Raw genomic sequence first — 15,776 nt, 5'->3', positions numbered from 1 at the left:
CCGATGTTGTTCCAAAATGCCCACTCGCTTGGTGCCTGCTTTCTTAGGGGCTAAATCTTGAGTTTGTTGGTACTGACGCACCCAGCGGTGTACTGTTCTTTTGGTCACCATGAAGCGTTTAGCTACCTGGCGGATGGAGGTGTTACCTGCCTGGTAGGCTGCTACAACTCTTTGCCGCAAATCCAAAGAATGAGTCGGCATTCCTTTCTCTCCTTCCTCTTGAATACCTGTACTCTATTTTAAATTAAAAGGCTGTAAGTGTGAGCTGTTTAGAACCCCAGAGGGTTGGCTCATCAACGCCGACGCCCATGCGGCGACGAATACGAAGTAACGGCAACCTTTGGACTTTGTCTGTGGAAAGTCAGCAGAGGCGCTTTGACAACGCCTTTAAGAGTCTGTTTCCGGGCTGCTTGAAAATCCCCGCCACTTAAGGCCGGAAGTGTCAAAACGGGTTATCGTATCAAGGGGATCCCTGTGTGGGGAAACAATCTGGGCTGCTCTCCCTTGGTAAAGATTGCCATGCATTCGAGCGAGTCTTTTCGACGCACCAAAATTGTTGCCACTATCGGCCCTGCCAGCTCCAACCCCGCCATCCTAAGGGAAATGATCCTGCAAGGGGCAACCACCCTTCGCCTCAACTTCTCCCATGGGGATCACGACCTGCACCGCCGCAACATCCGCCTCATCCGCCAAACCGCTATGGACCTCGGCATCCAGGTCGCCATTTTGCAAGACCTGCAGGGGCCCAAAATTCGCCTCGGCAAGTTCGCCGAAGGCTCGATCACCCTTAGGAGCGGGGATCCCTTCGTGTTGACCAGCAAGCCCATTTTGGGATCCCAGGAGCGCAGTTGGGTCACCTACGACAAGCTAGCCCAAGAGGTGCCGGAAGGGGCGACGATCCTCCTCGACGACGGTCGGGTGGAGATGCGGGTGGAGGCGGTGGATCCCGAGGCGGGGGAGCTCTTCTGCCGCACCATTGTCGGCGGCACCCTCTCCGACAACAAGGGGGTGAACTTCCCCGGCGTGCGCCTCAGCATCCGCGCCGTTACCGAAAAAGACAAAGAAGACCTCTACTTCGGCCTCAACCAAGGGGTGGACTGGGTGGCCCTCAGCTTTGTGCGGGATCCCTCGGATGTGCTGGAGCTGCGGGAACTGATGGCCGCTGTCGGCAAGCGGGTTCCTATCATTGTCAAGATCGAAAAACACGAGGCCATCCAACAACTGCCCCAGATCCTGGCCCTCAGCGACGGGGTAATGGTGGCGCGGGGAGATCTGGGCGTAGAGCTGCCGGCGGAAGAGGTGCCGATTTTGCAGAAGCGGATCATTGCCATGGCCAACTGCCTGGGGATCCCGGTGATCACCGCTACCCAAATGCTGGACAGCATGGCCCACAGCCCTCGTCCCACTCGGGCCGAGATCTCGGATGTGGCCAATGCTATTTTGGACGGCACCGATGCCGTCATGCTCTCCAACGAGACGGCGGTAGGCAAATATCCCGTCGAGGCGGTGGCGACCATGGCCCGCATTGCTGTGCGCATCGAACGGGATTACTTCAGCCCGATCTATGTCGATCGCCGCCAACACCTGCGCACCCTCACCCTGCAGGAGCTGAGTCAAAATAACGGCAGCCCCGGTGGCAATGGCTCGCCCCGGCCCAAAACCCTGGTCACCGACTCAATCAGCCGCGCCGTAGGGGAGATTGCCCAGGAGTTGGATGCGGTGGCGGTGATGACCCTGACCAAAACCGGGGCTACGGCTCGCAATGTCTCCCGGTTTCGCCCGCGCACCCCGATCTTGGCTGTAACTCCTCATGTAGAGGTGGCGCGGCAACTGCAGTTGGTGTGGGGGGTACGGCCCTTGTTGGTCATGGATTTGCCTACCACCCGCCAGACCTTTCAGGCCGCCATCAACGTGGCTCAGGAAGAAGGCTTGCTTAAGGATGGCGACTTGGTGGTGCTCAGCGCCGGCACTTTGCCAGGCGTATCCGGCTCCACCGATCTGATTAAGGTAGAGGTAGTCAAGGCAGTGGTGGCCAAAGGCAGAGGGTTTGGCAAAGGCACTGTCAGCGGCCCGGCCCGCATCCTCAGATCTAGCCTCGATGCCAGCAAGATCACTGCCGGCGACATCCTGGTTGCTCGCGCTACCGATGCCAACTATGTGGAGGCGATCAAACAGGCGGCCGGGGTGATCACCGAAGAAGATGGGGCCTCCTCCCATGCGGCGGTGATCGGTCTGCGGTTAGGGGTGCCGGTGCTGGTGGGAGTTAAGGATGCTACGCGCCTCATCCGCGACGGCGCCATCGTCACCCTAGACCCAGAAAAAGGCACGGTGACCTCAGGAGCAGATGGGCTGGGCTTTTAGAGGGTTTTGCGGTCATTTCAGACAAGTTTGAGACCGTCTCCCAGTTCCTCTCTCCCCGGGAAAGGGAAGGCAGGGATCCGCGCAATGAGCGGTTTCACTGCCGTTTGACGCTTCAAGATACTCTCTCAGGGCTCTGCGCCGACAAGGATTTATCAAAGCCCATCAAGCTGATAACCTTTGCAAATAGTTGCACAGAATCCTTCACAAACGGGTCGCTGGCAGAAGTCCCAAGTTAGATTTCCTACAGGAGGCCGGTGACCATAGCAGAGGGCAGAGCCAGGGTTTGCCACCCTCACTTTGGTTCAGTTTGACTCGCAGGATCCCTACGAAGTTATCCACCGTTTCAAGCCCATCGCCGAAGTTCCCGAGCTAACCCGCGAGACCTATGTGCCGCGGGCCTCTACCCCTTTGCTAGATGCCATGGGTCGCGGCATCACCGACTTGGAAAGCGGCCTCAGCCAACTCGCTGAAGCAGATCGCCCTGCGAGGGTGGTTATGGTGGTGGTAACCGATGGCCAAGAGAACGCCAGCCGCGAGTTCCGCAAAGAGCAAGTCGAGAAGATGATCAAAGAAAAAACAGAGAAAGACGGCTGGCAGTTTGTTTTCTTGAGCGCCGATCTGGCTGCCATCCGCGATGCCAAGGCCGTCGGCGTCGCTCCCGTCGCCTCCCTGTTGTACCAGAAGTCCGGCTTGGGCAGCAAATTAGCCTGGGCTTCCCTTGCGATGCGCCTCTCCGACTACCGCTCAGCTCGTCTTCACAGTTTGATGTTCCTCGAAGAAGATCGCCAGCATCCCGACGACCCGAACAAGAAGAAGAAGAATAACAAGAGCTGATCCCTTACCGGTGCAACTTGCCGAGATCCTGGCCACGCTCCAACCCCCCGTATACGGGGGCAGGGGGGCGGGGCTCCTGCGGTTTCTAGCTGAAAGGGATCCTCACCTTCAAAGCTTCCCGCATCTGGGTTGAGACGAACCCACCCCAGAAGGTGGTTGTCGACGGAGAAGTGGTGGGCACAACCCCCGTCCAGATCGAGGTGCATCGCGCCGCCTGTGCGGAAACCCAACTCCGCCGAAAAGCTCGCCATCTTCTGGGTGAGACGGGTTTCGCCGAGCCTGACCCTGCTGAGCGCAACCGTGGGCCTGGGCGGGATCCTCGGCTCGGCTCTGGTCCTCTGGGGACTGACTCTGGCTTTGCAAGGACTGGCGCCCTCCAGTCAAGCCATCGATGCATGGATTTTGCAATGGCTGCAGCGGGCCAGCCCTTGGCTGGATCCCTTGGCTTGGGTGGGGTGGGGGTTAGGGCATCCGATTGGGCTGGTGGGTTTGACCGCCTGGGGATGGGTTTTGCTCTGGCGCAGCCAACAAAGACGGACGGCTTGGGGACTGTTGGTTGCAGCCTTAGGAGCTGCCGTGATCGCCGGGATCCTGCAGCCTACCTTTTCTCGCCCCCGCCCAGATCTTTGGGATCCCATCCTGTCGGAGTGGACAGGTCATCGCAGCAACGGTAATCTACGGCCTTTTGGGCTATCTGGTGGCAAGCTATTATCCTGCTCAGCGGCGCTGGTTCGCTGGAGGAGTGCTGGGGATCCTATTCTTCATCGGTTTCAGCCGGGCCGACTGGGGGTTGAATTGGCCCAGCGATCTGCTGGCGGGGTATAGCCTGGGGGCTTTGTGGTTCATCTTTTGCCTCACCCTTCTGCGGATTCAGTGGATGCGCCAGACAAATGGCCGCGGCCAAGCAAGGTAGTGCATAGGTACAGAATCCTCCGGTTGCGATATACTACCCAGATAAGGCCCTTTGCCGGTTAGTTGCAGCCTCTGGCCAAAAGCTTTTGGGATGGGTCAGGGGATCTCGGAAAAGAGCTGTTATCTCTTGTATCTCAGCGCCCCAAATATCCTATGACTGCTACTTTTGTTCACACACCTTTGGCGCAAACCCTTCTGACCCGTCCTTCCTGGGTTCGGGATTCCATGCTGGTGTTGGGGGGAAGTTTGTTGGTAGCGGCCCTGGCGCAGGTGCGGATCCCTTTGCCCTTTACGCCAGTACCCATCACCGGACAAACCTTCGGCGTGATGCTGGTGGGGGCAGGCTTTGGGTCGAGGTTGGGCTTTCTCGCCTTGCTGCTGTACCTGCTGGAGGGGCTTTTGGGGTTGCCCTTCTTCAACGGCGGCGGCTCCGGGCTCAGCCACCTAACCGGACCGACAGGGGGCTACTTGCTGGCCTTTCCCCTGGCCGCAGGGCTGATGGGCTGGTTTGTGGAGCGCTGGGGGGTGGATCGCAGCCCTTGGAAGATGGCCGCGTCCATCCTCTCCTGCTCGGTTTTGATCTACGTCTTGGGAGCCACCTGGCTGGGGGTGTGGCTGAACGAGAATGTCGGCCCCACTTCCGTCTTGGCCGTGCTCACCAAAGGCGTGTTCCCCTTTATCCCCGGCGATCTGCTGAAGTGTGTGCTAGCAGCAGCCCTGCTGCCCACCACTTGGCGCTGGCTGGGGCGGGAGACAGCGGATCCCAAGTCGTCCTCAAGCTAGGGCTTGCCCAACAGCAGCCCGATCGGTGTAGGGCCAGCCTCCCGAAAATCTAAAAAAAAAATGATATCTGCCGCAGTTTGGCCTTTTTTCTGAGATTCTAGTGACTGTGATCAAAACGGTGTTTAAAGCAACAGATTCAATGGAGCGCTTCCCTATATTGCTCTAGAGTTTTATAAGTCGCTGAGCGACAAGCCCCTTTATGGGGCTTTTTTTATCGGCTTCATAAAAAAGGTGGGATAGGGCTGACCCTGACTTGCTATAGCCAATTTGGCTGAGGGTGGAACGCTGTTAGAGATAAGATGGCATGGAGCAGACTCCAAGAGGCAACTCCACGAGCCACAGCCCAGACTTAGGAGAGAGTTGTAGGGTATGTTAAGGAAGGGGACAGCCCGACAATAGCCGCATAGATTTACGAAGTCAGTCGTTAACGGTTTATCGCTGGCTGAGCCGAGAAAACCTAAGACCAACAGTTTTCAAGACACGGAAGTAAAAGATGGACTGCCCTAAAAGAACATGTGGAGCAGTAGATCAGAGGATAGAGCCAAGCTGTTCAACCCAGTGCTACAGCCTAATTAAGGGGTACAGTAGCAACACTTAGCAAGCCAACCCTATCAAAAGCCAGAAACTGGATCACCGTTTCCTGGGTGGCCTGGCCGTAGCGCTGGTAAAACAGCTCCTGATCCCCGGTGGTGTAGAGGAAAACCTGAAGGGCAATCTGGAAGCGGAGATCACCGTTTTGGATGCCCTTTTACTCAAGTAAGTTGATCAACACTCACGTCACCGGAATGGCCAAGAACACCGCCAACAAGCCGGCCACAGTACCGCTCACAAACAAAGAGAAAAACATGATCACAGGGTTGATATTGACGGATCCCTGCATCACGCGAAGCAGGAGTAAGCTCTCTTCTACTTGTTGTAGGGAGATACAAATTACTGGATAGAGAGCCATACGCTCTGTGATAAGACAATATGAGCAATTAGGCTAGTCCCAATAGTGGCTCCAATACCTGGAATTAAATCAAATAAACCTGTAATCATCGATGAGGTTAGAGCTGAAGGGATCCGAAGTACTAAAAACACTGGAAAAGCTGAAATAGCGAAGAAAAACGACAACACGGCTCAACCCCAGAAAAATCCCAAAAATTCCGCCGCACACTTTCAGTAATTCGAGCTTTCCACTCCTCTGGGAACGGCTTTAGAAATAAGCTCCACAGTCGCTTTCCATCCAGCAGGATAACAATTTAAAAACAGGTTTACTAAACCGAAGACCAAGCTGCGCAAAGTCAACACGTCAGGGCCCAGTAGGCCTGTCGAAAAGGCTTCGGGCAAGCTTCTGAGCAACAAAATCCCCGCGGCCTAGCCAGCGCAAGTTAGCCTGGGCATTTAGTTGGGGATCTCGATCGTGACATTGGCCAACTGCACATCGTCATAGTCCACCCAAGCCCCACCGTCCTGGCCGATTGTGTCAGTCCCCAGCGGCACAAAGATATCCAGGGATCCACCCAAAAGAGGGATACTGATCCGGGATCCGCCGGCGATCCTGCCAGGCTGGATCACCGTTTTGCCAGTGCGCAAGGTAACCGTATTCAGCCCCAGGCGCAGATGCTCTAGTGGCAGAGGGATGCGCAGGTCGTCTCCCCCCAAGTGGATTTGCTCCACCTCCACTCCGTTTAAAAGCACTCGCATGGGAGACATATTGGCGCCGGGAATGCGGGACTGGCCGGCCCGATAGGCAGCGGCAGTATCCAACCCAATCAGGGATCCAAGCCGCAAAACCGGTGGGCGAGGCGGCAGGCGGTCTAGGCTGAAGGAGCGGGTCATCTCCACCCCTTGGGCAGGCGCCAGAAATTGCCCGGCAGCCGCCGACTTTGGAGAATATTGGTTATCGCCCAGGCGGATGACATTGGCCTCCAGCACCAGCGTGGCGTTGGGATCCCAGCGCTCCAACTGCAACTGCCAAGGCCGATCCCCGCCGGTCTGTCCGTTGCCTGTGCTTTGGGAATAGGGCAAATAGTTCTCCAGCCGCGCCACCAAAATTTCTTCTGCCGGCAGCGGCCCCGGCAGGCGAAACCGCCCTTGGGCATCGGTGCGCACCGAAATCCCTGCCCCCGGAATGGCCACCTCCACCCCGGCCAAAGGCTGCCCTGTCAGGCGATCCACCACCTGCCCAGAGTAGGCCGAGTCCAACTGCACCTGGCCGGTGGGTGCATCTGTGGCCGCCTGAATGCGCTGCTGCAACACCTGCCAATCGGCTTCTGTAATCCGCCCATCCTGATCGACATCGGCAGCCCGGATCTGGTCGTCGGTCAACTCCCGTTCTCCCCGCAAATAGGCCCCCAACAGGTTGAGATCCTGCACCGTCAAACGACCATCCCCATCCAGATCGCCTGCTTGAAAGGGCTGCGCTTGGGCAGAAGACAGGTCTATCCAACCCAGAGCCAGGGATCCCAGCAACAAGAGAGAACGGGCTAAACAGGAGACCCTAGACATCACAACTCTCCTGGGGAAAGAGCCGAAAGGCACTCTTTATGTCCTTATGTTTTAACGCAATTACTCCCCCACAGCAGGGTTGGCCGAGCCGGTGCGAAGTACTCTTAAACGCAATTTTGCTCGCCCGCCTTTGGCTGCAGGAGCCGAAAACTTGGTGGTAGGATAACCGTGGTGACTTGCTTCTCCTATGGCTCGATACTCCTGCGTTACCCAGCTCATGGGCTCAGCCGAGCAGTTAAGCGAAGCGATTCGCGCTGTCTTGGAGCGTTGCCAGCTTACTGTCCTACACAACAGCCCTGACTACTGGGTGGCCGGCGAGCCGCCTGGAAAAAATCCCTACGCCAAACTGGTGACGGTAGAGGTGTTTGTGGATCGCACCCGCCAAGCCGCTGACGGATCTGTACAGGTCACCTGCATCGCCAAAAACGAAGAGCTGCCCCTGAGAAGCGTCAACCATTGCCAACAAACCTTTGACCAATTGAGGACAGAGCTAGCCCAGTTGCAAGCTCAGCTGCAGCTTGCTGCTCGACAAAAAGAGGCCATAGAATAGCGAAGCTGAGTTCCCTTGGATCTCATGGCACGTCGCTGCCAACTGACCAACAAAAAACGCAACAACACTTTCGCCATCTCCCACTCCCACCGGCGTACCAAGCGTCTGCAGGAGGTTAACCTGCAGTGGAAACGCATCTGGTGGGAGGAGGGCAAGCGGTTTGTTCGTTTGCGCCTTTCCACCAAGGCACTGAAAACCCTCAAGGCCAAAGGGATAGGGGCCATGGCCCGCGAAGCTGGAATCGACCTCAACCAATTTTGAGGGATCATCCGCTGCCTTGACCTCTTGAAAACCGATCTGCTGGGGCTGGCGCAAGAGTGGCCCTGGCTACAGTTCACAGCAATCCAAACAGTTTGCGTGACTTGGGCTGGAGCCCCGCCAGCAGAGTGTTGAGGGTGTCCCGCTGAGTAAGCTCGTTGGTGCCGCTCGCGCGTTCGATCAAGAACTTGCGCATTTCGTCCGAGAGCTTGGCGTCGGTAAAGTCGGCGCCGACAAAGCTGGCCCCTTCAATTTGGGCCTCTTGGAGGTTGGCCCCCACCAGGAGGGCTTGGTCAAAGTTGGCATTCTGCAACTGGCAACTGGATAGGATGGCCTGGGAGAGGTTGCAGCGAAAGAGGTTGGCTTGGCGAAAGTCGGCGGCAAAAAAGTTGCCTTCCGTTAGGTTGGCAGCCACCAAGCTGGCCTCGCGAAAGATGGAATGGCTGAAGTGTCCCCCCTGAAAGCTGCTTTTGTCCAGCTTGGCAGCGGTGAAGTTGCTGTAGTCTCCCAGGGCTTGACTGAAGCTGGATCCCCGGAGATCGGAGGCAGCGAAGTTGGCCCGCTCCAGCTCGGCACGGCGAAAGTTGCATAACCGCAGATCTGCCTGCTGCATACTGAGCGAGCGCAGGTTGGCCCGCGTCAAGTTGGCCTTGGGCATCTGGATGCGGTCGAACAGGCCCCGCGAGAGGTAGGCGCCTTCGAGGTTGGCACCCAGCAGGGAGCGCCCTTCTCGCAGGGCTGCTAGCAAGTCCCGCGTGGTTTCAATGCGAACCGGCTCGGAGGGTTGGGGAGAAGGAACACTCACAGACAGACCATTCCTCACAGGCGAGCCAGAAACCTGGTCAACCTGGCCGAAACACTGAGGTCTAACAGGGATCTCATCTAACTAAGCTAACGTTTGCTTCGCTGGTCAGGGTTAAGGGGATGTTAAAGACGGCTCTGCATCGGTTTAACTTCCTGCCCGGAGCAATCCGCTCCAATTTGTTGCATACTCAGGGCAGCTTTTCGTTGCTCAAACCATTCATGCAGGTAGCTTTCATTGTCGATCCGTTGTCTCAGTTGCAGGTGGGCCACGACACCAGCGTTGCCCTAATGGAGGCGCTGCAGAAACGAGGCCACCGCATTTTTTGCCTTGGATTGGCCGACCTCTACTGGGATCAAGGGGAAACCTGGGGATCCGTTGAGGAGATTGTGTTGGATCTAGGAGCGGATCCCTGGTACGAAGTCAAAGAACGGCGTTTGTTGCCCTTGAGCCAGATGCAAGCCGTATGGATGCGCAAGGATCCGCCGGTGGACGCGGCCTATCTCTACGCCACCTACCTTCTGGATCATCTCTCCCCCCGCCGCACCCTAGTGCTCAACCATCCTGCCGGGATCCGCTCCGCCAACGAAAAGCTCTATGCTTTGCGGTTTAAAGAGTGGATCCCGCGTACCTGCGTCAGCAGCAGCAAGGCCTTGCTCCGCCAATTCGTCGAGCAGGTGGGGCAGGCGGTGCTCAAGCCCCTGGGCGGCAAGGGTGGGGAAGGGATCCTGCGGGTCAATGCCGGCGATCCAAACCTCAATTCCTTGATCGAGCTGAGCACTCAGTTTGGCCGGCTGCCCGTGATGGTGCAAGAGTATTTGCCGCAGGCAGCAGCGGGAGATAAGCGCATTTTGCTGCTGGAGGGCGAGCCTTTGGGCGCCGTCAATCGCATCCCTGGGGAGGGGGATTTCCGTGGCAATGTGGCCGCTGGGGGTCGGGTGGAGAAAACCGAGATTGCTGAAAAAGAACGGGCCCTCTGCGCGGCTTTGGCGCCAGTGCTGCGGCAGGAGAAACTCTATTTTGTTGGAATTGATGTCATCGGGGAACGGCTGACAGAGATTAACGTCACCAGCCCAACTATGCTGCGGGAGATCTGCCAGTTAGAAGGGGTTGATCTGGCCGATCAAGTGGCCCAGTGGCTGGAGAAGAAAGTGCCCATCAAAGCGTAAACTGCCCCACGCCCTCTTCCGAGGAATCTGGGCATTATCCAACAGATACCCTCTCCAGTCACTTTCCCCCTTTGAGCTCCCTCGCAAGAGCATCGATGCTACAGCCTGTTAAAAATAGGGTACAGGTATTCAAGAGGCAGGAGAGGAGGGGATGCCAACCCATTCTTTGGATTGACGGCAAAGAGTTGTGACAGCTTATCAGGCAGGTAAGACCTCTATCCGCTTCCGAAGTGGGTTTGCTAAGTGTTGCTACTGTACCTCTTGATTCTTTAGCAGGCTGTACCTCAAGCTCTGGGGGAAGTTACGCCTGGGGTCTGCCGGGGCTGGGCGACCAGCTAGGTAGGAGTCGCTGAAGCACAGACAAAAGTTCCCTTTTGCCCGCTGTTGTCTAAGTCTTTTAGAGCGGCATCTCCCAGTGCAGCTCGACGTAGGTATGGCCTTCCGGAGTGTGGGTGCGATGCCAGGAGCCCTTGGGCAGGTAGCGGGCAATGGTATTCATGGCTTTGCTGCCATAGCCGCCACCGGGGCTGGGGGCGTATTCTACGCCGTCATTGATGACCGACAAGCAGCAGTGGCGCTCCTTTTGCACCAAGGACACCTTGACGAAGGAGGCGTTGCCCTTGGGAGGTTGCACATGGGCGATGACATTGCCGATGGCCTCTCGCAAAAAGCGCAAGATGTCCTCCCGTTGGTCGAACCACTCGCCGGTATTGGGCTCCTCCAGAGGTTGTAGGTGGCGCTCCACAGGCAAGGTCAGGCTGCCCGTCCGAATCAGCTCGTCCAGATAGGTGTCGATGCCCCGGTGCAAGCCCTCCCGCAAGCTGGGGGAAATGCGCAGCTTGGTGGCCAGGGTGCGCACATCGTTAAGCTGCTCGCGAATGCCTCGCCCGATCCTTTCCAGTTGTTCCAGCAGACGATCGTAAATGGCAGGATCGGGATCCTTACCCTGCTGCTGTTGCCATTGCAAGCTCTCCAGCTCGTCCATCACCACCTTCAGCTCCTGCAGCTCGCGATCGTGAATGTCGGTGGCAATGCGGTAGAGCAGCTTGCGGGCTTGGTCGATAGCAGCCTCTTGTTCGGCCCGGCGCAGGCGCTCCAGTTCCTGTTGCTGGGCCAAGAGCCGCTCCTGGTTCTCCAAGATTACCAAGGTCAGAAGCAGGCTCACCCCCGTTAGACCGACGGCCAAAGCCGGCAAGGTCAGCGGCCAAATCCAACGCCACAGCAAAAATTGGGTCACGGCCCACCCTTCATAAGCAACCAGCCCCACCACTGGCCAGAGGAGAGAGCGCTGTTGTTTCCAGTCCCAGCAATTCCGTCGCGGGGAGGGGCGATAGAGCACCCAGATCAGGCCCGTTCCCGCCCCCAGCAGGAAGACAACTCCCGCCGCTAGCCCTGCCGGCAGGGATCGGTACACCTCTCCGGTGAGCAGGCTCGAGAGGATTTGCGCCTGCAGCTCGACTGCCGCAATCTGGGATCCATCCGCCGTCCGCACCGGGAAGGTCTCCGGGTAGCCGCCCACAAAGCCGACCAGGACAATTTTGTCTCGCAGTTGGTCGGCAACTTTGGGGTCGAGGGGCGGGATCCCTTCTTGGCCGCGGCAGGCTTGGCCGGGGCTGAGCGTCGGGGAGCCGGATCCCGTCTGGGAGATCAGCGGCGGACAGACCCGTTCGATGGGGATGATGGGGATGCTGTGCTGAGAGCCAAGGGGATTGAACTGAAACGGCTGTAAGCCCCGCTTGCGAAACCAGCGGCTAGCCTTCTCCGGGTCGTACTTGGCAAAAGCCAGAGCCTCCACCGAGGCGAACATCTGCTCCTCCTGGCTGTCGCGGCGTAGGTAGAGCCCCCGCAACTGGGCCTGGCGTAGGATCCCGGTTCTGTCGACTCGGTGTTGCACCACCCCCTGAACATGCTCTGGCGGCACCAAATACTCAAGGCGCAAGGACGAAAAAGGCAAGAAGTGGTTGTAGATGTTGATCTCGGAGCGTCCAAAGCTCTCGCTGCTGCGGGTGGCCAAAACCAAGCGATCCGGGTAGCGCTGCACCACCTGACGCAGGGGAGCATCTAGGTTCTCGTTGCCCAGATTCTGCGGCACCACAAAGCTGCTGGGCAGGTTCAGCACCACCACCCTGGCTTCGGCCTCTTCCAGAAGGCGCAAGGTCAGGCCGGCGTAGTTAGCCCGTTCCAAGAGAAAGTCAACATTATGCTGGCCATCACCACTTTCTCCCTGCCCATCAATGCGGCCATCGATGCCGAGGATCACCACCTCCGGGGAAGGTTGCTGAGGGCCGCGCCAAGCATAGAGCCATTCCTGGGCGTCGCTCTCCAGCCGCAGCAACAAAGGGTGCTGGGCAGAAAGGTTGAGCAAGGTGGCCCACCCCAGGCCCCAAGCCAAGGCCCAGCCCAGTCGCCGCCGGGAGGGAGACAGTCGCCTCTGAGGGCCACGCTCTTGGCCAGCAAGAAGGGGAGAAGCGAGATTCGGCATGTTGAGGCCAACAGGTTGAAGAGCGCCTCCTCTGCCATCTTGGCCGCTGACAACGGCTGGCGAGGGGATCCCTGCCCACCCAGTTGCTGGGGAAAAACCGCAGCTTCAGGGGTGATGGTTGCGCACCCGCGCCGCCTCCTCAGGACTAATGCCGAGACGGGTGAGGTTAACGCGGCCCTTGTGGTCGATGCTGCGCACCTTGACCACCACCTCATCTGCTACGGCAATTTCATCCTCCACCCTGCTGACGCGGTACTCCGCCAGTTGCGAGATGTGGATCATGCCCTCTTTGCCCGGCAAGAACTCCACAAAGGCGCCGATAGGAATGATGCGGGTCACCTTGCCCAGGTACACCTGCCCCTCTTCCACCCGCCGCACCAGGTTTTCGATCATCGCCCGAGCCGCTTCTGCCTGGCCGCCCACCGAGGAGGACACGGTGATCGTGCCATCGTCGCTGATGTCCACCTTGGCTCCTGTCGCTTCGGTGATGCTGCGCACCATCTTGCCGCCAGGGCCGATGATCTTGCCGATATCTTCCGGATCCACCTTGAACGTGAGCAGACGAGGGGCTGTTTTGGCCAACTGGGGCCGAGGCGCCGGGAGAACCTCCAGCATTTTGTCAAGGATGTAGTCCCGCCCGGCCTTGGCCTGCAGGAGGGCTTTCTCCACCACATCCACGGTGATGCCGGTAATTTTCATGTCCATCTGCAAAGCGGTGATCCCGGCCCGCGTGCCGGCCACCTTGAAGTCCATATCCCCCAAAAAGTCCTCGATGCCCTGGATGTCGGTGAGGATGCGCACCTCGTCCCCTTCCTTAATTAAGCCCATGGCTACGCCGCTGACCGGCGCTTTGATCGGCACCCCGGCATCCATCAAAGACAGAGTAGAGCCACAGACTGAGGCCATCGAGGTGGAGCCATTGGAGGAGAGCACCTCTGAGACCACCCGCACCACGTAGGGAAACTCCTCCTCCTTGGGCAGCACCGGCACCAAGGCCCGCTCCGCCAGCGCCCCATGGCCGATCTCCCGCCGTCCCGGCGAGCGCGAGGGCCGCACTTCTCCCACGGAAAAGCCGGGGAAGTTATAGTGGTGCATGTAACGCTTCTCGTCCACTGGGTGCAGATCGTCCAGCTCCTGGGCATCACCAGGGGTGCCGAGGGTGGTGATGGAAAGGACTTGGGTGAGGCCGCGGTTGAACAGAGCGCTGCCGTGTACCCGTGGGATCAAGCCCACCCGACAAGAGACTGGTCGCACCTCGTCCAGCTTGCGCCCATCCACCCGCACCCCCTCCTGCAAGATCTGCTGGCGCATCAGCTTCTTGGTCAAAGCCTTGAACTGGTTGTCCAATTCCTTGGGATTTTCCAGCAGATACAGCCGCAAGGGATCCCCCTCTGGCCGTGCCTGGATCTGGGCCTCTAGCTTGGCCTTGATCGCCTCCAGTTGTTGCTCGCGGCTGGTCTTATCCAGGAACTGCCTGAGGACGGAGCGAATCTCCTCCTGGCCGTGTTCTGCCACAAAGGCAACCAGCTCCTCATTTTGAGGGGGCGGGGGCAGCTCCACAGGGGTGATGTTGAGATCGGCGAAAACTTGCTGTTGGGCCTTGAGCAGCTCTTGAACGGCCTCGAAACCAAACTCAATGGCCTCGACCACGTCCTTTTCCGGCAGTTGGTTGGCGCCGGCCTCCACCATGATTACGCCGTCGGCACAGCCAGCCACCACCAAATCCAGATCGCCGGCCTCGATCTCGGCATAGGTGGGGTTGATGATGAACTCATCTTTAACCAAGCCGACCCGCACCGCCGCCACCGGGCCGTTGAAGGGGATGCGAGCGCTGTGGATGGCCAGCGAGGCCCCCAAAATACACAACACATCGGGCGGCACCTTGTCGTCCACCGAGAGGGTGGTGGCCACGATTTGCACATCGTCCCGCAGCCATTCTGGGAACAAAGGCCGCAGGGGCCGGTCTATAAGACGAGAGATCAGGGTGGCCCGCTCCGGTGGCCGACCTTCCCGCCGCAAGTAGCCTCCTGGGATCCGCCCGGCAGCGTAGAGCCGCTCCTCATAGTCCACCAGCAAAGGCAAGAAATCGACACCGGCACGACCGGCTTGTCGCGTAGCCGTGACCAAGACCGAAGTTTCCCCAGAAGTCAACCAGACTCCGCAACCTGCCTGGGGAGCCATCAACCCAATATTAATGTCAATTTCCCGCCCGTAAAAGGAAATCGACCGAGTATATTCCGCCATGTAACGCTTCGCCTTCTTTTTTCTTGCCGCTATCGTAGCATTCTCTTTTTGCTTTGTTCTCTGGTGGGAGAGAGTTGGGGCGTCGCCAAAAACTGTTCTTCTGGCTCTGGCCGGGGAGCTGCAGCAAGGCTAGGGTAGGCCAGATGCTCGCTTGCCGCCAACCCAACCGCCTCCCGTGCTGATGCTAGAGCCGCTGACGCCTGCCCAAATCAGGGCCTACCTGGAGCGCATTGGCTACGTCGGCCCCACCCAGCTCACCCCGCAAACCCTGCGCCAGATCCACCTGGCCCACCTGCTGCGGGTGCCGTTTGAAAATCTGGATATTCACTGGGGTCGCCCCATTCGCCTGGAGCGGGATTTTTTGTTCCAAAAAATCGTCCGAGAGCGGCGGGGCGGCTTTTGCTTTGAGCTGAACAGCCTGCTGGCCGCTGCTCTGCAGGGGATGGGGTTTTCGGTCCATCTGCTCTCGGGACAGGTGAGCCGGGCCGTTCACGCTACTCGGACGGAGCCTGATGGCCACTTTGGCCCCGAATGCGACCATCTGGCCCTGCAGGTGAACTGCGGCAATGAGGCGTGACATCCTCTCCCGCTAAGCCCTGACGGGCTGTAGACGGGAGCTTCCGAGAATCACTTCTCGGAGTTGCTGCTTCAACGGACTGGTAAACCAGGATCCTCCACAGCCAGAGAGCGGCAGTCCCACCGCCCCCCTACATCCCCCCGTATACGGGGGGACCTGAGTCCTCGCTTCAAAATCTCGATAGCAGCGTTCAAGTCTCTGTCCCACGACCCGCAACGGGGGCAATCATGCACCCGTTCCGACAAGGTCTTGGGAACACGCTCCTCACAAACACAACAATTTTGGGACGTACCACGGGGATCCACTCTCAACAC

The 15,776-nt window shown here is 58.5% G+C and carries 15 protein-coding genes; 8 read left to right on the top strand and 7 right to left on the bottom strand.

Annotated elements, in window-relative coordinates; translation table 11 throughout:
• Positions 1-201: helix-turn-helix domain-containing protein (locus tag SYN60AY4M2_RS11110; RefSeq protein WP_143597324.1), on the bottom strand; the 201-nt coding region annotated here is incomplete at its 3' end.
• Between the two features lie 318 nt (positions 202-519).
• Between SYN60AY4M2_RS11110 and pyk the strand changes: the two genes are divergently transcribed.
• From pyk to SYN60AY4M2_RS11085, 4 genes are all read left to right on the top strand, one after another.
• Positions 520-2,361 carry a pyruvate kinase gene (gene pyk, locus SYN60AY4M2_RS11105; protein WP_011431019.1) on the top strand — a complete coding sequence of 614 codons (1,842 nt, stop codon included), beginning with the start codon at positions 520-522 and terminating at the stop codon, positions 2,359-2,361.
• A gap of 297 nt (positions 2,362-2,658) precedes the next feature.
• Positions 2,659-3,195, top strand: a complete 537-nt coding sequence (locus SYN60AY4M2_RS11100; protein WP_011431021.1) for a VWA domain-containing protein — start codon at positions 2,659-2,661, stop codon at positions 3,193-3,195.
• Between the two features lie 216 nt (positions 3,196-3,411).
• Positions 3,412-4,020, top strand: a complete 609-nt coding sequence (locus SYN60AY4M2_RS11095) for a hypothetical protein (protein ID WP_143596978.1) — start codon at positions 3,412-3,414, stop codon at positions 4,018-4,020.
• A 240-nt stretch (positions 4,021-4,260) separates the two neighbouring features.
• The gene (locus SYN60AY4M2_RS11085) at positions 4,261-4,890 is read left to right on the top strand and encodes a biotin transporter BioY (RefSeq protein ID WP_099812911.1); all 630 of its coding nucleotides are present in this window, start codon (positions 4,261-4,263) and stop codon (positions 4,888-4,890) included.
• Positions 4,891-5,662: 772 nt separating this feature from the next.
• Here the strand turns inward: SYN60AY4M2_RS11085 and SYN60AY4M2_RS11080 are convergent.
• Together SYN60AY4M2_RS11080 and SYN60AY4M2_RS11075 are read right to left on the bottom strand one after the other, a co-directional pair.
• Positions 5,663-5,839, bottom strand: coding sequence for an AI-2E family transporter (locus SYN60AY4M2_RS11080; protein ID WP_011431023.1), 177 nt, complete (start codon positions 5,837-5,839; stop codon positions 5,663-5,665).
• A gap of 434 nt (positions 5,840-6,273) precedes the next feature.
• On the bottom strand, positions 6,274-7,380 hold the full coding sequence (locus SYN60AY4M2_RS11075; RefSeq protein ID WP_099812909.1) for a dockerin type I domain-containing protein: 1,107 nt from the start codon (positions 7,378-7,380) through the stop codon (positions 6,274-6,276).
• 187 nt (positions 7,381-7,567) lie between these two features.
• Between SYN60AY4M2_RS11075 and SYN60AY4M2_RS11070 the strand changes: the two genes are divergently transcribed.
• Entirely contained in the window at positions 7,568-7,930 is a 363-nt protein-coding gene (locus SYN60AY4M2_RS11070; protein WP_011431025.1) for a hypothetical protein, read from the top strand.
• Between the two features lie 24 nt (positions 7,931-7,954).
• Positions 7,955-8,191 carry a 50S ribosomal protein L28 gene (rpmB, locus tag SYN60AY4M2_RS11065; protein WP_099812907.1) on the top strand — a complete coding sequence of 79 codons (237 nt, stop codon included), beginning with the start codon at positions 7,955-7,957 and terminating at the stop codon, positions 8,189-8,191.
• A 73-nt stretch (positions 8,192-8,264) separates the two neighbouring features.
• Here the strand turns inward: rpmB and SYN60AY4M2_RS11060 are convergent, their stop codons facing one another.
• Positions 8,265-8,993 carry a pentapeptide repeat-containing protein gene (locus SYN60AY4M2_RS11060; protein WP_240527835.1) on the bottom strand — a complete coding sequence of 243 codons (729 nt, stop codon included), beginning with the start codon at positions 8,991-8,993 and terminating at the stop codon, positions 8,265-8,267.
• Positions 8,994-9,211: 218 nt separating this feature from the next.
• Here SYN60AY4M2_RS11060 and gshB point away from each other — a divergent pair, with 218 nt between their 5' ends.
• The gene (gene gshB, locus SYN60AY4M2_RS11055; protein WP_011431028.1) at positions 9,212-10,159 is read left to right on the top strand and encodes a glutathione synthase; all 948 of its coding nucleotides are present in this window, start codon (positions 9,212-9,214) and stop codon (positions 10,157-10,159) included.
• A 397-nt stretch (positions 10,160-10,556) separates the two neighbouring features.
• Here the strand turns inward: gshB and SYN60AY4M2_RS11050 are convergent, their stop codons facing one another.
• On the bottom strand, positions 10,557-12,641 hold the full coding sequence (locus tag SYN60AY4M2_RS11050) for a CHASE2 domain-containing protein (RefSeq protein ID WP_099812903.1): 2,085 nt from the start codon (positions 12,639-12,641) through the stop codon (positions 10,557-10,559).
• 105 nt (positions 12,642-12,746) lie between these two features.
• Positions 12,747-14,885 (bottom strand): polyribonucleotide nucleotidyltransferase, encoded by a 2,139-nt coding sequence (locus SYN60AY4M2_RS11045; RefSeq protein ID WP_099812902.1) that lies wholly within the window; start codon positions 14,883-14,885, stop codon positions 12,747-12,749.
• Between the two features lie 151 nt (positions 14,886-15,036).
• On the opposite strand from SYN60AY4M2_RS11045, the gene SYN60AY4M2_RS11040 reads away from it, so the two are divergent.
• The gene (locus SYN60AY4M2_RS11040) at positions 15,037-15,462 is read left to right on the top strand and encodes an arylamine N-acetyltransferase (RefSeq protein ID WP_011431031.1); all 426 of its coding nucleotides are present in this window, start codon (positions 15,037-15,039) and stop codon (positions 15,460-15,462) included.
• A 71-nt stretch (positions 15,463-15,533) separates the two neighbouring features.
• Here the strand turns inward: SYN60AY4M2_RS11040 and SYN60AY4M2_RS11035 are convergent, their stop codons facing one another.
• Positions 15,534-15,767, bottom strand: coding sequence for a transposase (locus SYN60AY4M2_RS11035; RefSeq protein ID WP_240527893.1), 234 nt, complete (start codon positions 15,765-15,767; stop codon positions 15,534-15,536).
• Between the last annotated feature and the right edge of the window lie 9 nt (positions 15,768-15,776).

The sequence above is a fragment of the Synechococcus sp. 60AY4M2 genome (genome assembly GCF_002760375.1).
Classification (GTDB): Bacteria; Cyanobacteriota; Cyanobacteriia; order Thermostichales; family Thermostichaceae; genus Thermostichus.
Note: the sequence above shows the minus strand (reverse complement) of the source record. Positions and strands in the feature narration are given on the sequence as shown.